Genomic DNA, 22,775 nt, shown 5'->3' on the forward strand with positions numbered 1-22,775 from the left:
CCGCACGGGAAAGTTACGACCGTTCACCCCTTCTGGTGGCGCGATGGACAACCGTCCGTCGCGCCACCGTCATGTCCGCATACGTTCGTCCCGCTGCGAGCCGCCGGACCAACGGCGGCTCCCCATACGGGAGATCGGGGGTGCGCTCGTGCGCATCGGACTGCTTACGGAGGGTGGCTATCCGTATGTGAGCGGTGACGCCAGGCTCTGGTGCGACCGGCTCGTGCGCGGGCTCGGGCAGCACGAGTTCGACATCTACGCGCTCAGCCGCAGCGAGCGCCAGGAGGACGAGGGCTGGGTCCCGCTTCCCCCGCAGGTCAGCCGAGTGCGTACGGCACCCCTGTGGACGGCCGAGGACGACGGCGTGGGGTACGGCCGTCGTGCGCGCCGGCGGTTCGCGGAGTGCTACGGCGAGTTGGCGGCCGTCCTCTGCGTCGGCCCCTCCGAGGAGCCGTCGGCCCTTGAGGCGGACCGTTTCGCCAGCGCGCTGTACGGTCTCGCCGAACTGGCCCGCGACGAGGGCGGGCTGGTGGGGGCGCTGCGCTCCGAAGCCGCCGTACGCGCCCTCGAACACGCCTGTCGTGCGCCGGGCGCCGCACGCACGGCCCGCGAGGCGCGCGTACCCGATCTGCTCGCCGTGGCCGCCCACCTGGAACGCGCGCTGCGCCCCCTGTCCCTCGACTGGTACGGGGACGACGGGCTCGGCTCGGTCGACCTGTGCCACGCGGCCTCCGGCGGCCCGGCCGCGCTGCCCGGACTGCTCGCCCGCCACTTCTCCGACGTCCCCCTGCTGGTGACCGAGTACGGGGTGCGGTTGCGGACGCACTACCTGTCCGCCACGGAGGCCTCGCCGTCGGTGCGGTCGCTGCTCGCCGCCTTCCACGGCCGGCTCGCCGCCGAGATCTACGGCCGCGCCGCGCTCGTCACCCCCGGCAACACACACGCCCGCCGCTGGCAGGAGCGCTGCGGTGCCGACCGGGGCAAGATCCGCACGGTCTATCCGGGCATGGACGCCGCCCGCTTCGCGGAGGTCGGCGAGTCCCCGGAGTGCACGGACCCCGACACCCTGGTCTGGGTCGGCCGCATCGAACCGACCAAGGACCTCATCTCCCTCCTGCACGCCTTCGCGGAGATCCGCAAGGAGGAGCCGAAGACCCGGCTGCGGATCATCGGAGCGCCGGCCGGTCCCGAGGGCACGGACTACCTGGGCCACTGCAAGGCGCTGGCCGCGCAGCTCTTCCCGGACGAGGCGGACGGTCTGCACGCCGTCGGCGACAACCCGGTCTCCTTCGGGGAGATCGGCGGCCCGGAGGTGCCGGCCCTCGCCGACGCGTACGCCTCGGGCGCCGTGACCGTCCTGTCCAGTGTCGTCGAGGGCTTCCCGATCAGCCTGGTGGAGGCCATGTTCTGCGGCCGCGCGACCGTGTCCACGGACGTGGGCGCGGTGGTGGAGGCCATCGGCGGCACCGGACTCGTCGTCCCCCCGCGCAATCCGCGGGCGCTCGCCGAGGCGTGCGTGACCCTGTTGCGCGACCCCGAGCGCCGTGCGCGCCTGGGCGCCGCGGCCCGCGCGCGGGCGCTCGAGCTGTTCACCGTCGAACAGAACATCACGGCATTTCACGGCATTTACCTGGAGATCGTCTCGCGGCACCCGGTCCGCCGGGTCGTCCTCGACACCACCGGAGAACCGCTGCCGTTCGCCGTCCCCGCCGAGGCCCACATGCCCGGCCGCTGGACAGACTCCGGGGCACGGGTCGTGGCCCGCGGCGGCCCCGGCTGGGCGGAAGGCCCTCCGGTGCGCGCCAACACCCCGCTGCCCGCCACGGAGGGAGCGCGATGAGCGACCTCGGCGAACTGGACCGTCCCGGCACTCCGGCCAGCCCCGGCCCGTGGGACGCACGCTCGCAGGACTGGCTGGTGGGGGACGGCGACGACGGCGATGGCGCCGAGGTCGACGGCACCGAAACCGTCGTAGCCGCCGCGGACGCGGACAGCACGACCCCCCGCGCCCCCGAGGCGACCCCGGCCCGCAGCCGGCCCCCCGCACCCCGCCGCACCGCCGGGGACCCCGTGAAGGCCCTGATCCACCGTCATCGCGAGCTGTGCGAACGGGCCGTGGATCCCTTGGAGATCGCGGCAGGCCTGGAGGCACACGGCGTCACCGACCGCACCGCGACCCGCTTCCGCCACCGGGACGTCTTCTCCCTCGCGGAGGAGATGTACGCGCGCGTGTCGAGAGACGGCGAACCCGCCGCACCCGCCGCCCCCTCCGACGCCCCCCGAGCAAGCGCCGACTGGATCCTGCTCACCCTTCTGCCGGGCGCACTGTGCGCCGCGACGGTGGCCGGACTCCGCCTCACCGACGGTCAGCCCCGTCTGGCCGTGGCCCTCGTGGGCACGCTCGCCGTGGCGCTGGCGCTGCGCGCGGCACTCACCCGCGGCCCCCTGAGCACCACCCACCACTCACCACCCCGCACCCTCACCCTGACCTGCTGGCTGATCGCCTACGCCCTCCTGGGCGACGGCCTCCTCCAGGCGGCCGTCACCGGCGGACCCGACGCCCTCCCCACCGGCGCCCCCGACGGCCCCTGGCCGCTGACGACCGCCCCCGTCCTGGCCCTCACGCTGTCCTGCGCCCCCGCGGCCTGGACCGCCCACCTCTTCACGGCCCGAGCCCGCCGCAAACTCACGCTCAGCCGGGGCCTGGAGGACTTCACCGCCTCCGTACTGCCGCTGCTGTTCGGCGTGTTCGCCCTGTACCTGTGCGCCCTGACGGCCCTGCTGATCCCGATCTCGGCAGTCCTGGGCGAACCCGCCCGCTACGCCCACACCCTCACCCTGGGCGCCCTCCTCTTCCTTTCCCGTCTCCTCACCACCCACGGCTTCACCCACGCCCCGGCACTCGTCCTGACCGCCACGGCCCTGACGGAACTGACCGCCATCGCCTCGGTCTTCACCGCCCGCCTCCCGGGCTGCGACTTCCTGGGCGCTCCGATCGAGACCCTCGCCGAGGCATGGGGCCCGGGCGGCGTCCCGGCGCTCGCCTGCGCGGCGGGAGCGCTCACCCTCCTGCTGCACGCGACCCGCAGGCTGACGAGGGCCTCGGCCCACGCCCCCACGGACCAGCAGTGGTGAGCCAACGGGGCGCGAACCCCACGACGCACGACGCAGCGGTACGGCGCCCCGCGCGCCCCCACTCACCCCAGCAGGCCGGCGCAGGCATCTCGCCCCTTTGCCGGCGGCACACCGTTCTGACAGGAGAGCACCACATGAACACCTCCCGACCCGAAGACCCGGCGACGGGAGCCGCGCGATGAGGGTCCTGATGATCGGAGCCAACGGCTACCTCGGCCGCTTCGTCGCCGACCGCCTGCTCGCCGACCCGGCCGTCCAGCTCACCGCCCTCGGCCGCGGCGACGACGCCGACGTCCGCTTCGACCTCGCGTCCGGCAGCCCCGGAGCACTCACCCGCTTCCTCGACGCGGTCCACCCCGGCGTGGTCATCAACTGCGCCGGCGCCACCCGCGGCGGTGCCCGTGAACTCGCCCGCCACAACACCGTCGCCGTGGCCACCGTCTGCGAGGCCCTGCGGCGCAGCGGCTGCGGGGCACGGCTGGTCCAGATCGGCTGCGGCGCCGAGTACGGCCCGAGCCAGCCCGGCTCCTCCACCGCCGAGGACGCCGTCCCCCGCCCCGGCGGCCCGTACGGCGTCAGCAAACTCGCCGCCACCGAACTGGTCCTGGGCTCCGGACTGGACGCGGTCGTGCTCCGCGTCTTCTCACCGGCGGGCCCCGGCACCCCCGCGGGATCCCCGCTCGGCCGCCTCGCCGAGGCCATGCGCCGCGCCATGCAGTCCGGTGACGGCGAACTCAAGCTCGGCGGCCTGGGCGCCCAACGGGACTTCATCGATGTCCGCGACGTCGCCCGCGCCGTCCACGCCGCCAGCCTCTCCGCCGCGCAGGGCGTCATCAACATCGGCTCCGGCCGTGCCGTCCGCCTCCGTGACGCCGCCGCCGTCCTGGCCCGCGTGGCCGGATACGGGGGCGCCCTCCACGAACTCGACGGACCTCCCGGCCCGCTCCGGGCATCCATCGGCCACCCCCGCTCCGAACCGGACCATGCCGCTCCGGCCGCGTACCCGTACCCGGACGGCTGCGGCAGCTGGCAGCAGGCCGATGTGCGCACCGCACGCGACCGGCTCGGCTGGCGCCCCCGGATCAACCTCGAAGAGTCCCTCGCCGACATCTGGATGGAGGCGGCATGCCGCATCTGACCAGCACGAAGAAGGCCGCGTCCGGTACCGGACTCCATACGGGCGTCGGTGTCCCCGGCTTCGCCCACCCCCTCGTCGCCCCCGCCGAATGGGCCGAGCTCACCCGCCCCGGCACCCCCGTGCACTGGGTCGTCCTCAATGTCGCCGACGGTCCCGGCAGCCGCCCCGACCCGCACTGTCTGGAGGCGGCCGGCCGGCTGCGCAACGCGGGCGTCCGGGTCCTCGGCCACATCGACGCGACCTACGGAGCGCGGAGCTTCGGCGAGATGATCTCCGACGCGCACCGCTACATCGACTGGTACAAGGCCGACGGCTTCCTCCTCGACCGCTGCCCGACCGAGCGCGCCGCGCTCCCCGAGATCCGCCGCACGGTCACCACGCTCCGCGCGATCCGCGACGACGCCCATGTCGTCCTCGGCCACGGCACCCATCCGCACCCCGGCTACGCGGAGAGCGCCGACCAGTTGGTCACCTTCTCCGGCCCGTGGAGCGACTACCGCTGGTCGCAGGTGGCCGAGTGGACCGCCGACCATCCGCCCGAGCGCTTCTGCCATCTCGTCCACGGGGTGCCGGGCGGCCATCTCGACGAGGCGCTGCGCATCGCCCGTTGGCAGGGTGCCTCGACCATCTACTTCACGGACCGCACGGACCGGGGCGGCCGGATCGATCCCTGGGAGGCCATGCCCGGCTACTGGGACGAAATCGTCTCGCGGATCGGAACAGGTGTCTCGGAATGAAGAAGGCCATGGCAGTGTTACGGGGAGAACAACCGTAGTGATTGACCGACCAACGGAGTCCCCGTGTCGCTGCCACCCCTGGTCGAGCCCGCTTCCGAGCTCACCGTAGACGAGGTCCGCAGGTACTCCCGCCACCTGATCATCCCCGACGTGGGGATGGACGGGCAGAAGCGGCTGAAGAACGCCAAGGTGCTGTGTGTGGGCGCCGGCGGCCTGGGCTCGCCGGCGCTGATGTACCTGGCCGCGGCGGGCGTGGGCACGATCGGCATCGTGGAGTTCGACGAGGTCGACGAGTCGAACCTGCAGCGCCAGATCATCCACAGCCAGGCCGACATCGGCCGCTCCAAGGCCGAGTCCGCGCGCGACTCCGTCCTCGGCATCAACCCGTACGTGAACGTGATCCTCCACGAAGAGCGGCTCGAGGCCGAGAACGTGATGGACATCTTCAGCCAGTACGACCTGATCGTCGACGGCACCGACAACTTCGCGACCCGCTACCTCGTCAACGACGCGGCCGTGCTGCTGAACAAGCCGTACGTATGGGGCTCGATCTACCGCTTCGACGGCCAGGCCTCGGTCTTCTGGGCCGAGCACGGCCCGTGCTACCGCTGCCTCTACCCGGAGCCCCCGCCCCCGGGCATGGTCCCCTCCTGCGCCGAGGGCGGCGTCCTGGGCGTGCTGTGCGCGTCCATCGGCTCCATCCAGGTCAACGAGGCCATCAAGCTCCTCGCGGGCATCGGCGAGCCGCTCGTCGGCCGCCTGATGATCTACGACGCCCTGGAGATGCAGTACCGCCAGGTCAAGGTCCGCAAGGACCCGAACTGCGCGGTCTGCGGCGAGAACCCGACCGTCACCGAGCTCATCGACTACGAGGCCTTCTGCGGCGTCGTCTCCGAGGAGGCCCAGGAGGCGGCCGCCGGCTCGACGATCACTCCCAAGCAGCTCAAGGAGTGGATCGACGACGGCGAGAACATCGAGATCATCGACGTCCGCGAGATCAACGAGTACGAGATCGTCTCCATCCCGGGCGCCAAGCTGATCCCGAAGAACGAGTTCCTCATGGGTACCGCCCTGGAGAGCCTCCCGCAGGACAAGAAGATCGTCCTGCACTGCAAGACGGGTGTCCGCAGTGCGGAAGTCCTCGCCGTGCTGAAGTCCGCGGGCTTCGCGGACGCCGTGCACGTCGGCGGCGGCGTGATCGGCTGGGTCCACCAGATCGAGCCCGACAAGCCGGTGTACTGACCGGATCTGCTGCGATCGGCGGGGGTTCCACGCACCACGGGTGCGGGGAACCCCCGCCGTCGTCATGAGCAGACCTTGCCGTCCTTGGGCACCGTGCCCTTGAGCAGATAAGCGTTCACCGTGGAGTCGACGCAGTCGCTCCCGCTGCCGTACGCCCCGTGGCCCTCGCCCTTCCAGGTGAGCACCACACCGACGTCCTTGCCCAGCTCGTCCGCCATCTTCCGGGCGCCCTCGTAGGGCGTCGCCGGGTCGCCGGTGTTGCCGACCACGAGGACCGGCGGCGCACCGGGAGCGCTCACCTCCGGGGTGTCCCACTGTCCGGTCACCGGCCAGTCGTGGCACCAGCCGGCCGTGTCCCAGCCCAGGAAGGCACCGAAGACGGGCGAGAGCTTCTCGAACGTCGGCAGCAGCTTCTTCGTCTCCGCGGCGGTCGGCCGCTGCTTGTCGTCCAAGCACGATATGACCCGCTGCGAGTGGGTCGTCGTGCCGTAGTGTCCCGCGGTGTCCCGCTCGTTGTAACCGTCGGCGAGCGTCAGCAGCTCCGAACCGTCGCCCTGTTCCGCGGCCTTCAGCGCACTGGTCAGGGTGGGCCAGCTGGACTTGCTGTACAGGGGAAGCACGATGCCCGTGACCGCGAGCGTCTGCGTCAGCTTCCGGTCGGAGCCGGTCGGCAGCGGGTTCGCGTCGAGCTTCTTCAGCAGGTCGGCGATCTTCCGCGTGCCCTGCTCGGGGGCCTGGCCGGTCGACTTCAGATAGTCGTCGAGCGCCCGCTGGAAGCCCCGGGTCTGGTTCTCCGCGTGGCCCACCGTGTCGGCGCTCGGGTCGACGACCGCGTCGAGGATCAGCCGCCCGACCTTCTTCGGGAACAGGTGGGCGTAGACGCCGCCGAGTTCGGTGCCGTAGGAGATGCCGAAGTAGTGCATCTTCGTGTCGCCCAGCACCTGGCGCATGAGGTCCATGTCGCGGGCGGTGTCGGTGGTCGAGACGTGCGCCAGGAGCGCCCCGGCGGCCTTCTGGCAGCCCTTGCCGAAGGTGGTGGCGTCCTTGAAGTACGCCGCTTCCTCAGCCGCGGTGTCCGGCGTCGCGTCCACGCTCTCGGCGGACTGGATCTCCTTGTCGCCGCGACAGCGGACGCCCTCGCTGGCGGCGACCCCGCGCGGGTCCCAGCTCACCAGGTCGTACCGCTCGCGGAGCGTGGAGACCGTCGCGCCGTACAGCGGCATCATGGACACGCCCGAGCCGCCCGGGCCGCCGAAGTTGAACAGCAGCGAGCCGATGCGCTCGCCGCTGTCGCCGCGGGCCTTGGCGCGGATCAGCGCCAGACCGATCGTCCTGCCCTCCGGCTTCGCCCAGTCCAGCGGCGCCTTGAGCGTCGCGCACTGCCATTCGCTGCTCGGCGCGGGGGAGTCCGCCGTGCCCTTGCAGCCCTTCCAGTCGAGTTTCTGAGAGGTCAGCGAGGACGGCAGCGCGGCGGCCGCCTCGGTGTCGGAGGCACCCGACGACGGAGTGGACGTGTTCGTGCCCTCGTCGTTCTTGCCGTCGTCGGACGAGCCGCCGCTGCAGCCCCCCGCCAGCAGTGCCGCGGCGGCGGCCAGGGCCGTCCACCGTACGAAACGCGTCATCGCAGTCCCCCCATGCAGGCCGTCCGCACTGTGCCGCGGATGGCGGTCCTGCCATGGTAGGCGGCCCGCATCACAGCTGCGCGTGCCTGTGGATAACGCTCTGACCTGCTGATTTTCCGGAATCCTCGGGTCAGGAGCAGATCGTCCCGGCCGCCGGTACCTTCCCGTCCAGCAGATAGCCGTTCACCGCGCCGTGCACACACGTGTTCTCGCTGCCGTACGCGCCGTGCCCCTGCCCCTTGTACGTCAGCTCCACGCCCACGCCCTTGCCCAGCGCGTCCACCATCTTCCGTGCCCCCTCGTACGGTGTGGCCGGGTCGCCGGTGTTCCCGATGACAAGGATCGGCGCCGAGCCGGCCGCACTCACGTCCGGGTGCTCGGCGGCGCCCGCGACGGCCCAGTCGGTGCAGCTGACCATGCCCCATGCCAGGTAGTCGCCGAAGACGGGGGAGACGGACCGGAACTCCGGCAGCTTCCGCTCCACGTAGTCCTCGGTGTAACGGGGCTTGTCGTCGGCGCAGTTGATGGCGATGTTGGCCGCGCTGAGATTGCTGTACTCGCCGTCCTCGTTGCGCCCGTTCATGGAGTCGGCCAGCAGCATCAGCACCCGGCCGTCCCCGTCGTAGGCCTGCTCCAGGCCCTCGGTGAGGTACTCCCAGAAGTCCTGCGAGTACAGCGACTGGGCGATTCCGCTGGTCGCGGCGGTCTGGGTCAGCTCGCGCAGACCGACACCGGGGATCGGTGCGCTGTCGAGGTCCTTCAGCAGCTTGGCGATACGGGCCTTGACGTCCTGTTCGCTGTCGCCGATCGGGCAGTCTTCCGTCTGCGACACACAGTGCTCGGCGAAGTTGTCGAGCGCGCGCTGGAAGCCCTTGGCCTGCCCGAGGGAGCCCTGCTCCGAGTCCTCGGTCGGGTCGACGACCGCGTCGAAGACGGCGCGGCCCACCTTCTGGGGGAACAGGTGGGCGTAGACGCCGCCGAGTTCGGTGCCGTAGGAGATGCCGAAGTAGTGCAGTTGCCTGTCGCCGAGGATCTGGCGCATCAGGTCCAGGTCGCGGGCGGCGTCGGTGGTGCGCACATGGGAGAGGACTTTCTCGGAGTTGTCCTCGCAGGCCGCGTTGAACTCCTTGGTGTTGTCCAGGAGCCTGGTGCGCTCGGCCGTGTCGTCAGGGGTCGCGTCCTGCTGGAAGTACGCGTCGAGCTGGAGGTCGTTGAGGCACTCCACGGGTTCGCTGCGGCCCACCCCGCGCGGGTCGAAGCTCACCAGGTCGTAGCGGGTGCGCAGTTTCGCGTAATCCTCGCCGAAGGCGGGCAGCGTGGTGACGCCCGAGCCGCCGGGGCCGCCGAAGTTGAAGATCAGGGAGCCGATCCGCTTGCTCTCGTCGCCGCTGGCCTTCGCCCGGATCAGCGCGAGCCCGATCTTGTCGCCCTTGGGCTTGTTCCAGTCGAGCGGCGCTTTCAGGGTGGCGCACTGCCACGTGTCGCCGTTCGGCAGAGGTGACGGGGCGTCACCACCGCCCTCCGCCGCGTCCGGTGCCGGGCAGTCCTTCCAGCTCAGCTTCTGGGCTGTGACGTCCTGGTCCTCGGAGTCGTCGCCGCAGCCCGCCAGCAGGGTGGACAGCAGGACGGCGGAGACGGTCAGGGCGGCGACGCGCAGGCGGGGAGGGTTCGGCATGACCCCATCCTGCGGGCGGCCACCTCGGGCCGCTCGGGGCACGGGCCGTACGAGGTACGCGCGCGTGCCGGTCCTCCGGGGCACGCGCACGTGGCCGACGTACGGCCTGCGCGCGTGCCTACAGCGCGCCCTTGCGGGACAGGTGGTTGAAGGCCAGCCAGCCCGGCAGCACCGGAATCCACAGGGTCAGCAGCCGGAACAGCAGCACGGCCGGAGCGGCGACCTCGCTCTCGAGGCCCACGGCGATGAGGCCGACGGTCAGGGTCGCCTCGACCGCGCCCACACCGCCCGGCGTCGGGGCCGCCGAGCCGAGCGCGTTGCCGGCGAGGAAGACGACGGCGACGCTGGCGATGCTGATCGAGGAGCCCTCGGTGCCGAAGGCCCGGATCGAGGCGTCCAGGCACATCACGAAGCAGGCGGTCAGCAGGAGCATGCCGCCGATGCCGGTGAGAAGCTTCTGCGGTCGCTGGAGCACGTCGAGCATGCGCGGGATGACGCCCGCGAAGAGCGACCGCACGCGCGTGACGACGAACTTCCGCAGGAACGGCACGGAGGTGACGACGAGCACGAGCACCGCCACCGTCAGCAGACCCGCGATGACCGTCCGGGACGGCGACAGCGACGGTGTCTTCTCGGTGCCGGTCAGATAGCCGAAGGACAGCAGCATCAGGATGTGGCAGCCGAGCCCGAACAGCTGCGAGGCGCCGACACTGGCCACCGCGAGCCCGGGCCGCACGCCCTGGCGTTGCAGGAAGCGCGTGTTGAGGGCGACACCGCCCACCGCGGCCGGCGCGACGATCTTCACGAACGACCCGGCGACCTGCGCCCCCACGGTCCGCGTGAACGGCACCCGCTCGGGCACGAACCCCAGCAGCGACATCGCCGCCGCGAAGTAGCTCGCCGCCGAGAACAGCACGGCCGCGGCGACCCAGCCCCACTCCGCGTTCTGGATGAGCGGGCCGAACTCGATGTGGGTGAGCTGCGTCAGCAGGAAGTACGCGCCGATGGCACCGGCGATGACGCTGATCAGGGTGCGCGGCCGCACCCGCTCCAGGCGGGCCGGCTCGACCGGTGCCTGCGGCCTGATCAGCAGCACCGCGTGGCGGATCTGAGTGAGCAGGTCCTCCTCGCGGGCCTCCTCCAGCGCCTCGTCGATGGCCCGCTTCTCGGCCCGCGCCTCCGCGCGTACGGCCTTCTTGTCGGGCTTCTCGAGTACGGGTGTGGCGTCGTCGTGCGTTTCCTCGAGCCTGGCCTGCTTGGCCTGCTGTGACGCCTCCAGGATCGCGTCGCGCTCGCGCTGGGCGCGTTCGCGGGCCAGTGTGCGCAGCGTCGCGCGCGTGGAGCGGCTGAGGGCGATGGGCTGGAGCATCGGCAGACAGTCGGCCACGGCGTCGGGACCGAGCACGCTCACCGCCGCGGCCACCGCGCGCTCGGCGCCCACCCGCAGGCCGAGCGTCACCAGCAGCTGAGAGATGTCCATGCGCAGCAGCAGGTCACCGGCCGCGATCTCGCCGACGCGCAGATCGGTGAGGATCACCGTGCCGGAACGATCCACCAGAATCGCGTCGCCGACGAGGCGCCGGTGGGCGATGCGCCGGGACTGCAGGGCCCGCACCTGGTGCCAGGTGTCCCGGAGCAGGTCGTCGGTGATGTCCTCGTCCGGCAGCGAGTCGAGGGTGCGGCCGCCGGTGTGCTCGTAGACGAGCATCACGGCGTCGGGACCGAGCTCGGAGGTCGCGATGAGCTTGGGGGCGTTGGCACCGGCCGCGATGGCCGCGTAGGCGAGCAGGGCCTCCTGCTCCAGGGCCTGGCGCAGCGAGGGAAGGCTGCTGCGGGTGGCGAAGCCGCGCAGGGTCAGATTGCGCCACGCGCGGTAGAAGAACCCCTGCGCCTGCTGTTCCCGGTCGACCACCGTCACGTCCAGCGGCGGACCGTCCTCCAGCGTGACGAAGTAGCGCCGGCCCCGGTCGCCCGTCTCCGGGGTCTCCGCGACCTCCTCGCGGGCCGCGCTCACCGGATGGAAGCCGACGTGCCGAAGGCCCGCCATCAGCGTCCGTCCCGTGGGCTGGACGTTGGGCGAGCCCACCGCGTACAGCGTGCCGTAGGCCACCGTCCAGCCGATCAGCACCGTCAGGATGATCGAGAACGGCGTGGTGTAGCCCGTGACGAGCATCGAGAAGGCGTCGAGCATCAGTACGATCCACAACACCGCGCGCCAGCGCGGCCGGCGCGACATGCCGACCGCCGTCATGTAGGCGATGACCGGCGCGAGATAGCCGTGCACCGGGTCGGTGAGGGCGTGGATGTCACCGGGGGAGGGCTGGGTGAGCGCCTCCTGGATCGAGTCGGGGGCGGCCTTGGCGACCCACAGGTCGGTGGCGAGGGTCACTCCGTGCGCCAGGACCGCCGCGAGCACGCCGTCCGCGATACGCAGCCCGTCGCGCTTGATCAGCCGCTCGATCGCGAAGGCGACCGGCACCAGCAGGATCGCGATGCTGGAGGCCAGGCCGGCGATCTTGATGAGTAGGTCGGGCGCCTGTCCCGTGCCCTTGTTGATGTCCTGTTCGAGACCGGAGGTGGTGCCGTGTGCGAACGCGGCGATCGCCAGCAGGATCACCACCGCCAGCACACCGACCAGGAGCCGCATGAGGTCCGAGGGACGGTGCACGCGCGCGGGGAGGAGGGGTTCGTCGCCCTCGACCGCGTCGCTGTGCGTCTCGTCCTCGAACTCGGCCGCCGCGTCTTCGCCACTGGTGCCCGGGCGCGACGAAGCGTCAGAGGTGCTCTCCGCGCCCTCCGGGTGCACGCCCTGTTGCTTCATCGTCTCTTCTTGATCTCGTATCACCGGTCACCGCCCGCACGATGGTGGCATGCCCCACCGACACACGGGGGCATCAGGGTGCAAACGCGGGGGCGCACAGTCTGCCCGAAGCGCCGCCCCGGGGCGAGGGATACGCACGGTGGTCAGCGCGTCACGTTGTCGGTGGGGTGGGGCAGGATGGGGCGGATGAGTGACGAGAGCCTTCCGCGTGACGCCCTGCCGGAGTACGCCGAGCGCGTCCTGGAAGTGGCGGAACTCATCCCGCCCGGGCGCGTCATGACGTACGGCGACGTGGCCGAGTGGCTGGAGGAGGGCGGCCCGCGTCAGGTCGGCCGGGTGATGGCCCTCTACGGGGGAGCCGTCCCGTGGTGGCGGGTCGTCCGCTCGGACGGCGTGCTGCTCCCGGGCCACGAACTGCGGGCGCTCGACCACTACCGCGCGGAGGGCACACCGCTCAGGACCGCGAGCAGGGCCGCCGAAGGCCACCTGCCGCGCCTCGACATGAAGCGGGCGCGATGGGACGGCGGCGAACGCGCGGAAGGTCACACCTGACAGCTTCCGCCATCGGACGGGTCCAGGGGTGGCCTGTGATCCGTACGGGGGAAACGGGCGAAAGCGGGCATGTCCGTGGCATGGCGTACGTTCGTGGGGCGAGGGACACAGGTGTCGCGAGCGCCGTGAGTGTCGTACGGGAAGAAGCGGAAGACCTGCTTCCGGTCTCTTCGTCGGCGTAGCGTCGGCTGCACGCGTCCCCCTCATCCCGCGATCACCGCCCCGCACGTACGGCGGACGCCCGACCAGCACACCCACCAGGACCGGCGAACCACGTGAGCTCCTCTTCCTTCACCAGGCGCCTGCCGCACCCCCAGGTGCGGCAGGGGAGCCGTGGCGCTTACCGACTGGTGCGTACCCCGCCGGCCCGCGTGGTCCCCCCTCGTCTGGACGCCGCACAGCGCTCCGTGGTTGAGCACGGGGCCGGTCCGCTGCTCGTCCTCGCTGGTCCGGGCACCGGCAAGACCACCACGCTCGTGGAGTCCGTGGCGGCCAGGATCGCCCGGGGCGGTGACCCCGCGCGCGTGCTGGTGCTGACGTTCAGCCGCAAGGCGGCCGTCGAGCTGCGCGACCGCATGGCCCTGCGCATAGGGGCCGCCCGCGCGCCCCGGGCGACCACCTTCCACTCGTTCTGCTACGCCCTGGTCCGCGCCCACCAGGACAGCGACCTGTTCGTGGAGCCGCTCAGGCTGCTGTCCGGCCCCGAGCAGGACGTCGCCGTACGCGGACTGCTCGCCGGCCAGCCCGACCTGGAGCGGCTCGGCCTCGCGCATGTGCGCTGGCCGGACGAGCTGCGCGCCTGCCTGACCACCCGCGGTTTCGCCGACGAGGTCCGCGCGGTGCTCGCCCGCAGCCGCGAACTGGGCCTGGGCCCGGAGGCCCTGGACGCCTTCGCCCGCGGCATCGGCCGCCCCGACTGGCGGGCCGCGGCCGCCTTCCTCGCCGAGTACCTCGACGTCCTCGACCTCCAGGGCGTGCTCGACTACGCGGAGCTGGTCCACCGCGCGGTGCTCCTCGCCCACCGTCCCGAGGTCGCCGGGCGGCTCGCCACGCAGTACGACGCCGTGTTCGTGGACGAGTACCAGGACACGGACCCGGCCCAGGTACGGCTGCTGCACGCCCTCGCCGGAGGCGGCCGCGACCTCGTCGCCTTCGGCGACCCCGACCAGTCGATCTACGCGTTCCGGGGCGCCGACGTGAACGGCATCCTGGACTTCCCGCAGGCCTTCCCGCGCCTCGACGGCCGCCCGGCGCCCGTCGAGGTCCTGCGCACCTCCCGCCGCTCCGGCGACGCCCTGCTGAACGCGACCCGGCTGCTGACCCAGCGGATGCCGCTGACCCGGCTCCCGGCGGAGAAGGCACGCGCCCACCGCGCGCTCGCCCCGGTCCGGGAGGGCGGTCGCGTCGAGGTCTTCACGTACCCGACGCCCGGCACGGAACTGGACAACATCGCCGACATCCTGCGCCGGGCGCATCTGGAGGACGGCGTCCCGTGGGGCGAGATGGCCGTACTGGTGCGCGCGGGGTCACGCACCATCCCGACGGTCCGCCGAGCCCTGACGTCGGCGGGGGTGCCCCTCGACATCGACGGCGACGATCTGCCACTGCGGCACGAACCGGCGGTGGCGCCACTGCTGACGGCATTGCGGGCGGTGGCCGCGGCGGAGGCCTCGGCTCGCCCCGACGAGGAGGCCGCTCCGGGGGAGAGCACTGCCGTGGAGGTGTCCACTGAAGGGACTTCCGCCGATGAGACCCCTGTTGAAGAGACGTCCATGGATGACGCGCCCGATGAGGCGGCCGTCGAAGAGCAGGCCCCCTGCTGGCTCGACACCGAGACCGCCCTCACCCTCCTCGCCTCCCCCCTCGCCGGCATGGACGCCGCCGACCTGCGCCGCCTCGGACGAGCCCTGCGCGACGAGGAGCGGGCGGCCGGCAACCCGCTGCCGCCGCCCTCGGACGAGCTGCTCGCGCGGGCGCTCGCCGAGCCGGAGCGGCTGGCCGTGCACGACCCCGCGTACGCGCGTGGCGCCCAGCGGCTGGGCGCACTGCTGCGCAAGGCCCGTGAGCGACTCGCGGGCGGCGGCAGCGCCGAGGAGGCGCTCTGGGACCTGTGGGAGGGAACACCGTGGCCCACGCGCCTGGAGCGGGCCGCCCGGCGCGGCGGCGCGGCCGGCCGCAACGCCGACCGTGACCTGGACGCCGTCTGCGCCCTGTTCGCGACCGCGACCCGCGCGGAGGAGCGCACCGGCGGCCGGGGCGCCCTCAACTTCCTGGAGGAGATCGACGCCGAGGACATCGCCGCCGACACCCTTACACGACGTGCCGTACGTCCTGACGCCGTCCGCCTGATGACCGCGCACCGCTCCAAGGGCCTGGAGTGGCGCCTGGTCGTCGTCGCGGGCGTCCAGGAGGGCCTGTGGCCCGACCTGCGCCGCCGCGGCTCCCTGCTGGAGGCCGACCGCATCGGCCGCGACGGACTCGCCGAGCCGCTCACCCCGGGCGCGCTGCTGGCGGAGGAGCGCCGCCTGTTCTACGTCGCCGCCACACGCGCGCGTGAGCGTCTGGTCGTCACGGCGGTCAAGGCACCCGCGGACGACGGCGACCAGCCCTCCCGCTTCCTCACCGAACTCGGCGTCGAACCCAAGGACGTCACCGGCCGCCCGCGCCGCCCCCTGTCCGTCGCCGCGCTCGTCGCCGAACTCCGTGCCACCACCGTCGACCCGCGGGTCTCGGACACCCTCAGGGAGGCCGCCGCCCGCAGGCTGGCCCGGCTCGCCGCACTCGCCGACGAGGACGGCCGTCCGCTCGTCCCGTCCGCCCACCCCTACCGCTGGTGGGGCATGTTCGAGCCGACCGAGTCCAAGGTGCCGCTGCGCGACCGCGACCAGCCCGTCGTGCTCTCCGGCAGCGCCCTCGACCAGCTCGCCAACACCTGCGCCCTGCAGTGGTTCCTGGGCCGAGAGGTGAAGGCCGACGCACCCGCCACGGTCGCCCAGGGCTTCGGCAACGTCGTCCACGTCCTCGCCGACGAGGTCGCCTCCGGACACACCCCGGCCGACCTCGCCGTCCTGATGGAGCGCCTCGACTCCGTGTGGAACGCGCTCGCCTTCGACGCGCCCTGGAAGTCGGCGCAGGAGAAGGCGCACGCGCGTGTGGCGCTCGAACGCTTCCTCCAGTGGCACGTCATGGACCGCACCGGACGCACACCGGTGGCCAGCGAGCACGACTTCGACGTGACCCTCGGAGCGGGCGACTACGAGGTGCGCATCCGGGGCCAGATGGACCGCGTCGAGGCGGACGGCGAGGGGCGCGCCTACGTCGTCGACTTCAAGACCGGCAAACAGGCGGTGAGCAAGGCGGAGGTGGAGCACCACCCGCAGCTCGCCGTCTACCAGCTGGCCGTCCGGGAAGGTGCCGTCGACGAGGCGTTCGACGGGGTACGCCCGGAGCCGGGCGGCGCGGAACTCGTCCAGCTGCGGCAGGGCGCCGCCAAGCGGGACGGTGGCGAGACGTTGCCCAAGGTGCAGGCACAGGAGCCTCTCGAAGGGGAGTGGGTCGGCGATCTGCTCGCCACGGCCGCCGGCAAGGTCCTCGACGAGCGGTTCACGCCGAGCACGGGGCAGCACTGCACGCACTGCGCGTTCCGGGCGTCGTGCAGCGCTCGCCCCGAAGGACGTCACGTGGTCGAGTGACCCTCCTGGTGTGATCGGTTGCACCACCTGTGCTGACCTGCGCTTCTTCCGGCCCGGATGTGCTCTGGAGGGCGATTCGTCCTCGACTGTCAGTGCGCGCCGCTAGCCTCTCCGACATGGCCGCCCGCATCACCGATCCCGATCAGCTCAAAGAGCTCCTCGGTATCCCGTTCACCCCGGAGCAGACGGCCTGCATCATCGCGCCGCCCGCACCGCAGGTGATCGTGGCCGGTGCCGGGTCGGGCAAGACGACGGTCATGGCGGCCCGCGTGGTCTGGCTGGTCGGCACCGGCCAGGTCGCCCCCGAGCAGGTCCTCGGCCTCACCTTCACCAACAAGGCCGCCGGCGAACTCGCCGAGCGCGTCCGCAAGGCGCTCATCAAGGCGGGCGTCACCGACCCCGACGTCATCGACCCGGACAACCCGCCCGGCGAGCCCGTCATCTCGACGTACCACGCCTTCGCGGGCCGCCTGCTGACCGACCACGGTCTGCGCATCGGCCTGGAGCCCACCTCCCGCCTCCTCGCCGACGCCACCCGTTACCAGCTCGCCGCACGCGTGCTGCGCGAGGCCCCGGGCCCCTACCCGGCCCTGACCCGCTCCTTCCCGGACCTGGTCGGCGACCTCCTCACCCTCGACGCCGAGCTCGCCGAACACCTCGTACGGCCGGAAGCGCTGCGCGCGTACGACGCCGAGCTGCTGCTCTCCCTCGAGAGGGCCAAGCTCACCAACGCCGACCTGCGCAAGGTCCCCGAGGCGGCCGCCGCGCGCCGTGAACTGGCCGAGCTGGTGGTCCGCTACCGCGCGGCCAAGCGTGAGCGCGACCTGCTCGACTTCGGCGACCAGATCGCCCTGTCCGCCGAGCTCGCCCAGATCGCCGAGGTGGGGCGCATCCTGCGCGACGAGTTCCGGGTGGTGCTGCTCGACGAGTACCAGGACACCTCCGTCGCCCAGCGCGTCCTCCTGGCGGGTCTCTTCGGCGCCGGCACCGGCCACCCGGTGACCGCGGTCGGCGACCCCTGCCAGGCGATCTACGGCTGGCGCGGCGCCTCCGTCGCCAACCTCGACGACTTCCCCGAGCACTTCGCCCACGCCGACGGCCACCTGGCCACCCGCCAGTCGCTCAGCGAGAACCGCCGCAGCGGCGGCCGCCTCCTCGACCTCGCCAACGGCCTCGCCGAGCCCCTGCGCGCCATGCACGCGGGCGTGGAGGCACTCCGCCCGGCCCCCGGCGCCGAACGCGACGGCATGGTGCGCTGCGCCCTGCTGCGCACCCACGCCGAGGAGATCGACTGGATCGCCGACTCGATCGCGCATCTGGTGAACACAGGCAAGGCGCCCGGCGAGATCGCCGTCCTGTGCCGCACGGCGACCGACTTCGCCGAGATCCAGGGCGCGTTGGTCGCCCGGGACGTCCCGGTCGAGGTCGTCGGCCTCTCCGGCCTGCTGCACCTGCCCGAGGTCGCCGACCTGGTCGCCGTCTGCGAGGTCCTCCAGGACCCCGGAGCCAACGCCTCCCTGGTCCGGCTGCTGACCGGCCCCCGCTGGCGCATCGGACCACGCGACCTCGCCCTCCTGGGGCGCCGCGCCCGGCGCCTGGTGACCCACGCACGCGTGGACGGCGACGACGACCCGGACCGCCGGCTCGCCGAGGCCGTCGAGGGGGTCGACCCGTCCGAGGTGATATCGCTCGCGGACGCCCTGGACACGTTCCTGGAGACACCGTTCGACGGCGGCGGGGACGACGACGGGCTGCCCTTCTCGCCGGACGCGCGCGTGCGGTTCGCCCGCCTGGCCACCGAACTGCGCGACCTGCGCCGCTCCCTGGCCGACCCGCTCATGGACGTCCTGCACCGCGTCCTCGCCGTCACCGGCCTGGAGGTGGAACTGTCGGCGTCCCCGCACGCCCTGGCCGCCCGCCGCCGCGAGACCCTCTCCAACTTCCTGGACATCGCCGCCTCCTTCGCCGCCGGGGACGGCGAGGCGACCCTGCTGGCCTTCCTCGGCTTCCTGCGCACCGCCGCCCAGTACGAGAAGGGCCTCGACAACGCCCTGCCCGGCGGCGAGAACACGGTCAAGGTGCTCACCGCGCACAAGTCCAAGGGCCTGGAGTGGGACGTCGTCGCCGTGCCCGGCCTGGTCAACGGCACCTTCCCCAGCACCCAGGGCCGCGAGAAGTGGACCGCCCAGGGCAAGGTGCTGCCGCACGACCTGCGCGGCGACGCCGACACCCTGCCCGACGTGGAGGCGTGGGACTCCCGCGGCTTGAAAGCCTTCCAGGAGGCCATGAAGGAGCATCAGCACACCGAGGAACTCCGCCTCGGCTACGTCACCTTCACCCGCCCCCGCTCCCTCCTCCTCGGCTCCGGCCACTGGTGGGGCCCCGCCCAGAAGAAGCCCCGCGGCCCGTCCGACTTCCTTCAGGCCCTGTACGCGCACTGCGAGGCCGGCCACGGCGAGATCGAGGCGTGGGCGGACGAGCCCGCCGAGGACGAGCAGAATCCGGCCCTCCACGCGGCCACCGTCGACCAGGTCTGGCCCCTGCCCCTGGACGACATGGCCCTGACCCGCCGCCGCGCCGCAGCCGAGACGGTCCTGGCCCACCTGGAGCGCCTCGCCACCCACACGGACGGCCACCCCGCCGCCGAGCACGACCCGGAGACGTACAGCGACCCGGACTGGCCGCCACCGGAGGACGACGAGCCTCCCTACGAGGACGAGGTCTTCCCCGACGACGCGGCCGACCCCGCCGACGCGGCCGACTGGGACACCTGGACGACGGACCGCCCGGCAGTCCCGCACCAGGCGACGGCACCCGACACCGCTGCGACCGCGCACGCGCGTGCCCACCCGGCGGAACCCGACCCGGACACCGAGCCGGCCCGCCCCCGCCTCACCCCGGAGGAGGCCCGCACCCTCGCCTCCTGGGACCGCGACCTCGACGCCCTCACCGGGGAACTCCTCCGCGCGCGGGAGGCCGTCACCGACGTACCCCTGCCCGCCTCGCTCACCGCGTCCCAGCTGCTGCGCCTGGCAGCCGACCCGGACGGTTTCGCGCAGGAACTCGCGCGCCCCATGCCGCGCCCCCCACAACCCGCCGCACGCCGAGGCACCCGTTTCCACGCATGGGTGGAGGCGCGCTTCGAGGCGCTGACGCTGCCCATGCTGGAGCCGGAGGAGCTGCCCGGCAGCGAGGCCGAGATCGCCGACGAACGCGACCTGGAAGGCCTCAAGGACGCCTTCGAGCGCACCGAGTTCGCCCACCGCACGCCCTACCGGGTGGAGGCCCCCTTCCAGCTGGCCATCGCCGGCCGCGTGGTGCGGGGCCGTATCGACGCGGTCTACAAGGAGGGCGACGGCGAGACGGCGACGTACGAGATCGTCGACTGGAAGACCAACCGCGACCGCACCGCCGACCCGCTGCAGCTCGCCCTGTACCGGCTCGCCTGGGCCGAGCAGCAGGGGGTGCCGCTGGAGTCGGTCACGGCCGCTTTCCTGTACGTCCGCAGCGGTGAGATCGACCGGCCGGACGACCTCGCCGACCGGATCGCGCTGGAGCGGCTGCTGCTGGAGGACCCTTCCGCGTCGGCGGAGTGTGAGGAACCGCCCACTGAGGATGTCGATGCGGGCCGATAGGCTCGTGACCATGAGCCACCCCGTTGACAGTGCCGTCAGCGCCGTCCGTACGTACATCGAGCAGCACCGCACCGCCTTTCTCGGCGACCTCGCCGAGTGGCTGCGCATCCCCTCCGTGTCGGCCCAGCCCGACCACGCGCCCGACGTACGCCGCAGCGCCGACTGGCTCGCCGCCCGACTCCAGGAGACCGGCTTCCCGACCACCGAGGTCTGGGAGACACCCGGCGCCCCCGCCGTCTTCGCGGAGTGGCCCTCCGACGTCCCCGGCGCGCCCACGGTCCTTGTCTACGGCCACCACGACGTGCAGCCCGCCGCCCTGGAGGACGGCTGGGACAGCGACCCCTTCGAACCCGTGGTCCGCGAGAACCGGCTCTACGCGCGCGGGGCGGCCGACGACAAGGGCCAGGTGTTCTTCCACACACTCGGCGTCCGCGCCCACCTCGCCGCGACCGGCCGCAGCACGCCCGCCGTGCACCTCAAGCTGCTGATCGAGGGCGAGGAGGAGTCCGGCTCGCCGCACTTCCGTGCCCTCGTCGAGGAGCGCGCGGAGCGGCTCGCCGCCGACGCCGTGATCGTCTCCGACACCGGCATGTGGGCCGAGGACACCCCGACCGTCTGCACCGGCATGCGCGGTCTCGCCGAGTGCGAGATCCGGCTCCACGGCCCCGACCAGGACATCCACTCCGGCTCCTTCGGCGGCGCCGTGCCCAACCCGGCGACCGCCGCCGCCCGCCTGGTCGCTGCCCTGCACGACGACGACGCACGCGTGGCCGTCCCCGGCTTCTACGACGGCATCGTCGAACTGACCGACCGCGAGCGCGAACTCTTCGCCGAGCTGCCCTTCGACGAGCGGCAATGGCTGAGCACGGCCAAGTCGTACGCCACGCGGGGCGAAGCCGGTCACACCACCCTGGAGCGCGTCTGGGCCCGCCCCACCGCCGAGGTCAACGGCATCGGCGGCGGCTACCAGGGCCCCGGCAGCAAGACGATCATCCCGTCCTCCGCGATGGTGAAGCTGTCCTTCCGCCTCGTCGCCGGACAGGACCCCGATCACATCGAGAAGGCCGTCCGCGCGTGGGCGGCCGGGCAGGTGCCCGCCGGGATCCGCTGCGAGATCACGTTCGGCGCGGCCACCCGCCCGTGTCTGACCCCGCTGGACCACCCGGCCCTGCAGTCCGTCGTCCGCGCCATGGGCCGCGCCTTCGACAAGCCCGTCCGCTTCACCCGCGAGGGCGGCTCCGGACCGGCCGCCGACCTCCAGGAAGTCCTCGGCGCCCCCGTGCTCTTCCTCGGTATCTCCGTCCCCTCCGACGGCTGGCACGCGCCGAACGAGAAGGTCGAGCTCGACCTGCTCCTCAAAGGCGTCGAGACCACCGCGTACCTGTGGGGAGACCTCGCCGAGCACTGGCGGCACGCGCCCTGATCACCCCGAGGCGTCCGGACCGGCATGGAGCACGGGGCAGACTGGAAGAACTGTCCCGTACCGCCGAACACCGGACGCGGTCGCCTCCCGCCGTACGTCCCGCCGCACCGCCCGCCGAAACAATCCGTTCCACCGGGGGAGTTGGAAGTACCCGTGACCACCTGGACCGACCACACCGCCGATCGACCCATCTCGCTCACCGCCCCCAGCGGCATCGACCGGGCCGCCCACCACCGGCTCGACGAGGCCTGGCTCGCCGCGGCGTGGAGCCACCCCACGACCCGCTGCTTCGTGGTGTCCGGCGGTCAGGTCCTCGTCGACGAGACGGCCGACGGCCGTACCGAACTCCTCATGACGCCCGCCTTCGAGGCGCCGCTCACCGAGGCACACCGCTACTTCCTCGGCATCGACGAGGAGGGCGTCAGCTACTTCGCCCTCCAGAAGGACGCCCTGCCCGGCCGCATCGACCAGTCCGCGCGCCCGGCGGGTCTGCGCGAGGCGGGCCTGCTGCTGTCGCCGCGCGAGGCGGGCCTGATGGTGCACGCGGTCGGTCTGGAGAACTGGCAGCGCACCCACCGCTTCTGCTCCCGCTGCGGCGAGCGCACGGTCATCGCCGCGGCCGGCCACATCCGCCGCTGCCAGGCCTGTGGCGCCGAGCACTACCCGCGCACCGACCCCGCCGTGATCATGGCCGTCACCGACGAGGACGACCGCATCCTGCTGGGCCGCCAGGTCCACTGGCCCGAGGGCCGCTTCTCGACGCTGGCCGGCTTCGTCGAGCCGGGCGAGTCCATCGAGCAGGCCGTGCGCCGCGAGGTCTTCGAGGAGGCCGGCATCACCGTCGGCCAGGTCGAGTACATCGCCAGCCAGCCCTGGCCGTTCCCGTCCAGCCTCATGCTCGGCTTCCTGGCCCGCGCCACCTCCACCGAGATCAATGTCGACGGCGACGAGATCGGCGAGGCCCGCTGGTTCTCCCGCGACGAACTGGGCGCCGCCTTCGACTCCGGCGAGGTCCTGCCGCCCTACGGCATCTCGATCGCGGCCCGCCTGATCGAGCTCTGGTACGGAAAGCCGCTGCCGACGCGCGGCGTCTGACAGCGCAG

13 protein-coding genes are annotated in these 22,775 nt (G+C 72.5%); 10 read left to right on the plus strand and 3 right to left on the minus strand.

Annotated features, from left to right (window positions below; all coding sequences use genetic code 11):
* Positions 1–148: 148 nt before the first annotated feature.
* The 5 genes from OG381_RS30465 (at position 149) to moeZ (ending at position 6,252) form a co-directional block, all read left to right on the plus strand.
* Positions 149–1,840, plus strand: coding sequence for a DUF3492 domain-containing protein (locus OG381_RS30465; RefSeq protein ID WP_327719256.1), 1,692 nt, complete (start codon positions 149–151; stop codon positions 1,838–1,840).
* Positions 1,837–3,135 carry a hypothetical protein gene (locus tag OG381_RS30470; RefSeq protein WP_327719257.1) on the plus strand — a complete coding sequence of 433 codons (1,299 nt, stop codon included), beginning with the start codon at positions 1,837–1,839 and terminating at the stop codon, positions 3,133–3,135. Before OG381_RS30465 ends, OG381_RS30470 begins: the two co-directional genes overlap by 4 nt.
* 178 nt (positions 3,136–3,313) lie before the next feature.
* Positions 3,314–4,273, plus strand: a complete 960-nt coding sequence (locus OG381_RS30475) for an NAD-dependent epimerase/dehydratase family protein (RefSeq protein WP_307026154.1) — start codon at positions 3,314–3,316, stop codon at positions 4,271–4,273.
* On the plus strand, positions 4,261–5,010 hold the full coding sequence (locus OG381_RS30480; protein WP_327719258.1) for a spherulation-specific family 4 protein: 750 nt from the start codon (positions 4,261–4,263) through the stop codon (positions 5,008–5,010). The genes OG381_RS30475 and OG381_RS30480 overlap by 13 nt, the downstream gene beginning before the upstream one ends.
* Positions 5,011–5,073: 63 nt before the next feature.
* Positions 5,074–6,252, plus strand: a complete 1,179-nt coding sequence (gene moeZ / locus OG381_RS30485; protein WP_327719259.1) for an adenylyltransferase/sulfurtransferase MoeZ — start codon at positions 5,074–5,076, stop codon at positions 6,250–6,252.
* Positions 6,253–6,314: 62 nt separating this feature from the next.
* On the opposite strand, the gene OG381_RS30490 is transcribed toward moeZ, so the two are convergent.
* From OG381_RS30490 to OG381_RS30500, 3 genes are all read right to left on the minus strand, one after another.
* A complete protein-coding gene (locus OG381_RS30490; protein WP_327719260.1) occupies positions 6,315–7,874 on the minus strand; it encodes an alpha/beta hydrolase in 1,560 nt (519 codons plus the stop codon).
* A gap of 130 nt (positions 7,875–8,004) precedes the next feature.
* Entirely contained in the window at positions 8,005–9,549 is a 1,545-nt protein-coding gene (locus tag OG381_RS30495) for an alpha/beta hydrolase (protein WP_327719261.1), read from the minus strand.
* Positions 9,550–9,667: 118 nt separating this feature from the next.
* A complete protein-coding gene (locus OG381_RS30500; RefSeq protein ID WP_327719262.1) occupies positions 9,668–12,370 on the minus strand; it encodes a lysylphosphatidylglycerol synthase transmembrane domain-containing protein in 2,703 nt (900 codons plus the stop codon).
* 186 nt (positions 12,371–12,556) lie between these two features.
* Here OG381_RS30500 and OG381_RS30505 point away from each other — a divergent pair, with 186 nt between their 5' ends.
* From OG381_RS30505 to nudC, 5 genes are all read left to right on the plus strand, one after another.
* Positions 12,557–12,922 carry an MGMT family protein gene (locus OG381_RS30505; protein ID WP_327719263.1) on the plus strand — a complete coding sequence of 122 codons (366 nt, stop codon included), beginning with the start codon at positions 12,557–12,559 and terminating at the stop codon, positions 12,920–12,922.
* A gap of 275 nt (positions 12,923–13,197) precedes the next feature.
* The gene (locus tag OG381_RS30510) at positions 13,198–16,614 is read left to right on the plus strand and encodes an ATP-dependent helicase (protein ID WP_327719264.1); all 3,417 of its coding nucleotides are present in this window, start codon (positions 13,198–13,200) and stop codon (positions 16,612–16,614) included.
* 116 nt (positions 16,615–16,730) lie between these two features.
* The gene (locus OG381_RS30515) at positions 16,731–20,249 is read left to right on the plus strand and encodes an ATP-dependent DNA helicase (RefSeq protein WP_327719265.1); all 3,519 of its coding nucleotides are present in this window, start codon (positions 16,731–16,733) and stop codon (positions 20,247–20,249) included.
* Positions 20,250–20,259: 10 nt separating this feature from the next.
* Positions 20,260–21,672, plus strand: a complete 1,413-nt coding sequence (locus OG381_RS30520) for a dipeptidase (RefSeq protein ID WP_327719266.1) — start codon at positions 20,260–20,262, stop codon at positions 21,670–21,672.
* Positions 21,673–21,825: 153 nt separating this feature from the next.
* Entirely contained in the window at positions 21,826–22,767 is a 942-nt protein-coding gene (gene nudC / locus OG381_RS30525) for an NAD(+) diphosphatase (RefSeq protein WP_327719267.1), read from the plus strand.
* Positions 22,768–22,775: the final 8 nt, after the last annotated feature.

It is taken from the genome of Streptomyces sp. NBC_00490, assembly GCF_036013645.1.
Lineage (GTDB): Bacteria > Actinomycetota > Actinomycetes > Streptomycetales > Streptomycetaceae > Streptomyces > Streptomyces canus_F.

What these genes read in the sequence shown, in the direction of transcription:
- OG381_RS30470 (WP_327719257.1), top strand. Translation starts at nt 1,837, where the DNA reads ATGAGCGACCTCGGCGAACTGGACCGTCCCGGCACTCCGGCCAGCCCC.
- OG381_RS30475 (WP_307026154.1), top strand. Translation starts at nt 3,314, where the DNA reads ATGAGGGTCCTGATGATCGGAGCCAACGGCTACCTCGGCCGCTTCGTC.
- OG381_RS30480 (WP_327719258.1), top strand. Translation starts at nt 4,261, where the DNA reads ATGCCGCATCTGACCAGCACGAAGAAGGCCGCGTCCGGTACCGGACTC.
- OG381_RS30490 (WP_327719260.1), bottom strand. Translation starts at nt 7,874, where the DNA reads ATGACGCGTTTCGTACGGTGGACGGCCCTGGCCGCCGCCGCGGCACTG.
- OG381_RS30495 (WP_327719261.1), bottom strand. Translation starts at nt 9,549, where the DNA reads ATGCCGAACCCTCCCCGCCTGCGCGTCGCCGCCCTGACCGTCTCCGCC.
- OG381_RS30500 (WP_327719262.1), bottom strand. Translation starts at nt 12,370, where the DNA reads ATGAAGCAACAGGGCGTGCACCCGGAGGGCGCGGAGAGCACCTCTGAC.
- OG381_RS30505 (WP_327719263.1), top strand. Translation starts at nt 12,557, where the DNA reads ATGAGTGACGAGAGCCTTCCGCGTGACGCCCTGCCGGAGTACGCCGAG.
- OG381_RS30515 (WP_327719265.1), top strand. Translation starts at nt 16,731, where the DNA reads ATGGCCGCCCGCATCACCGATCCCGATCAGCTCAAAGAGCTCCTCGGT.
- OG381_RS30520 (WP_327719266.1), top strand. Translation starts at nt 20,260, where the DNA reads ATGAGCCACCCCGTTGACAGTGCCGTCAGCGCCGTCCGTACGTACATC.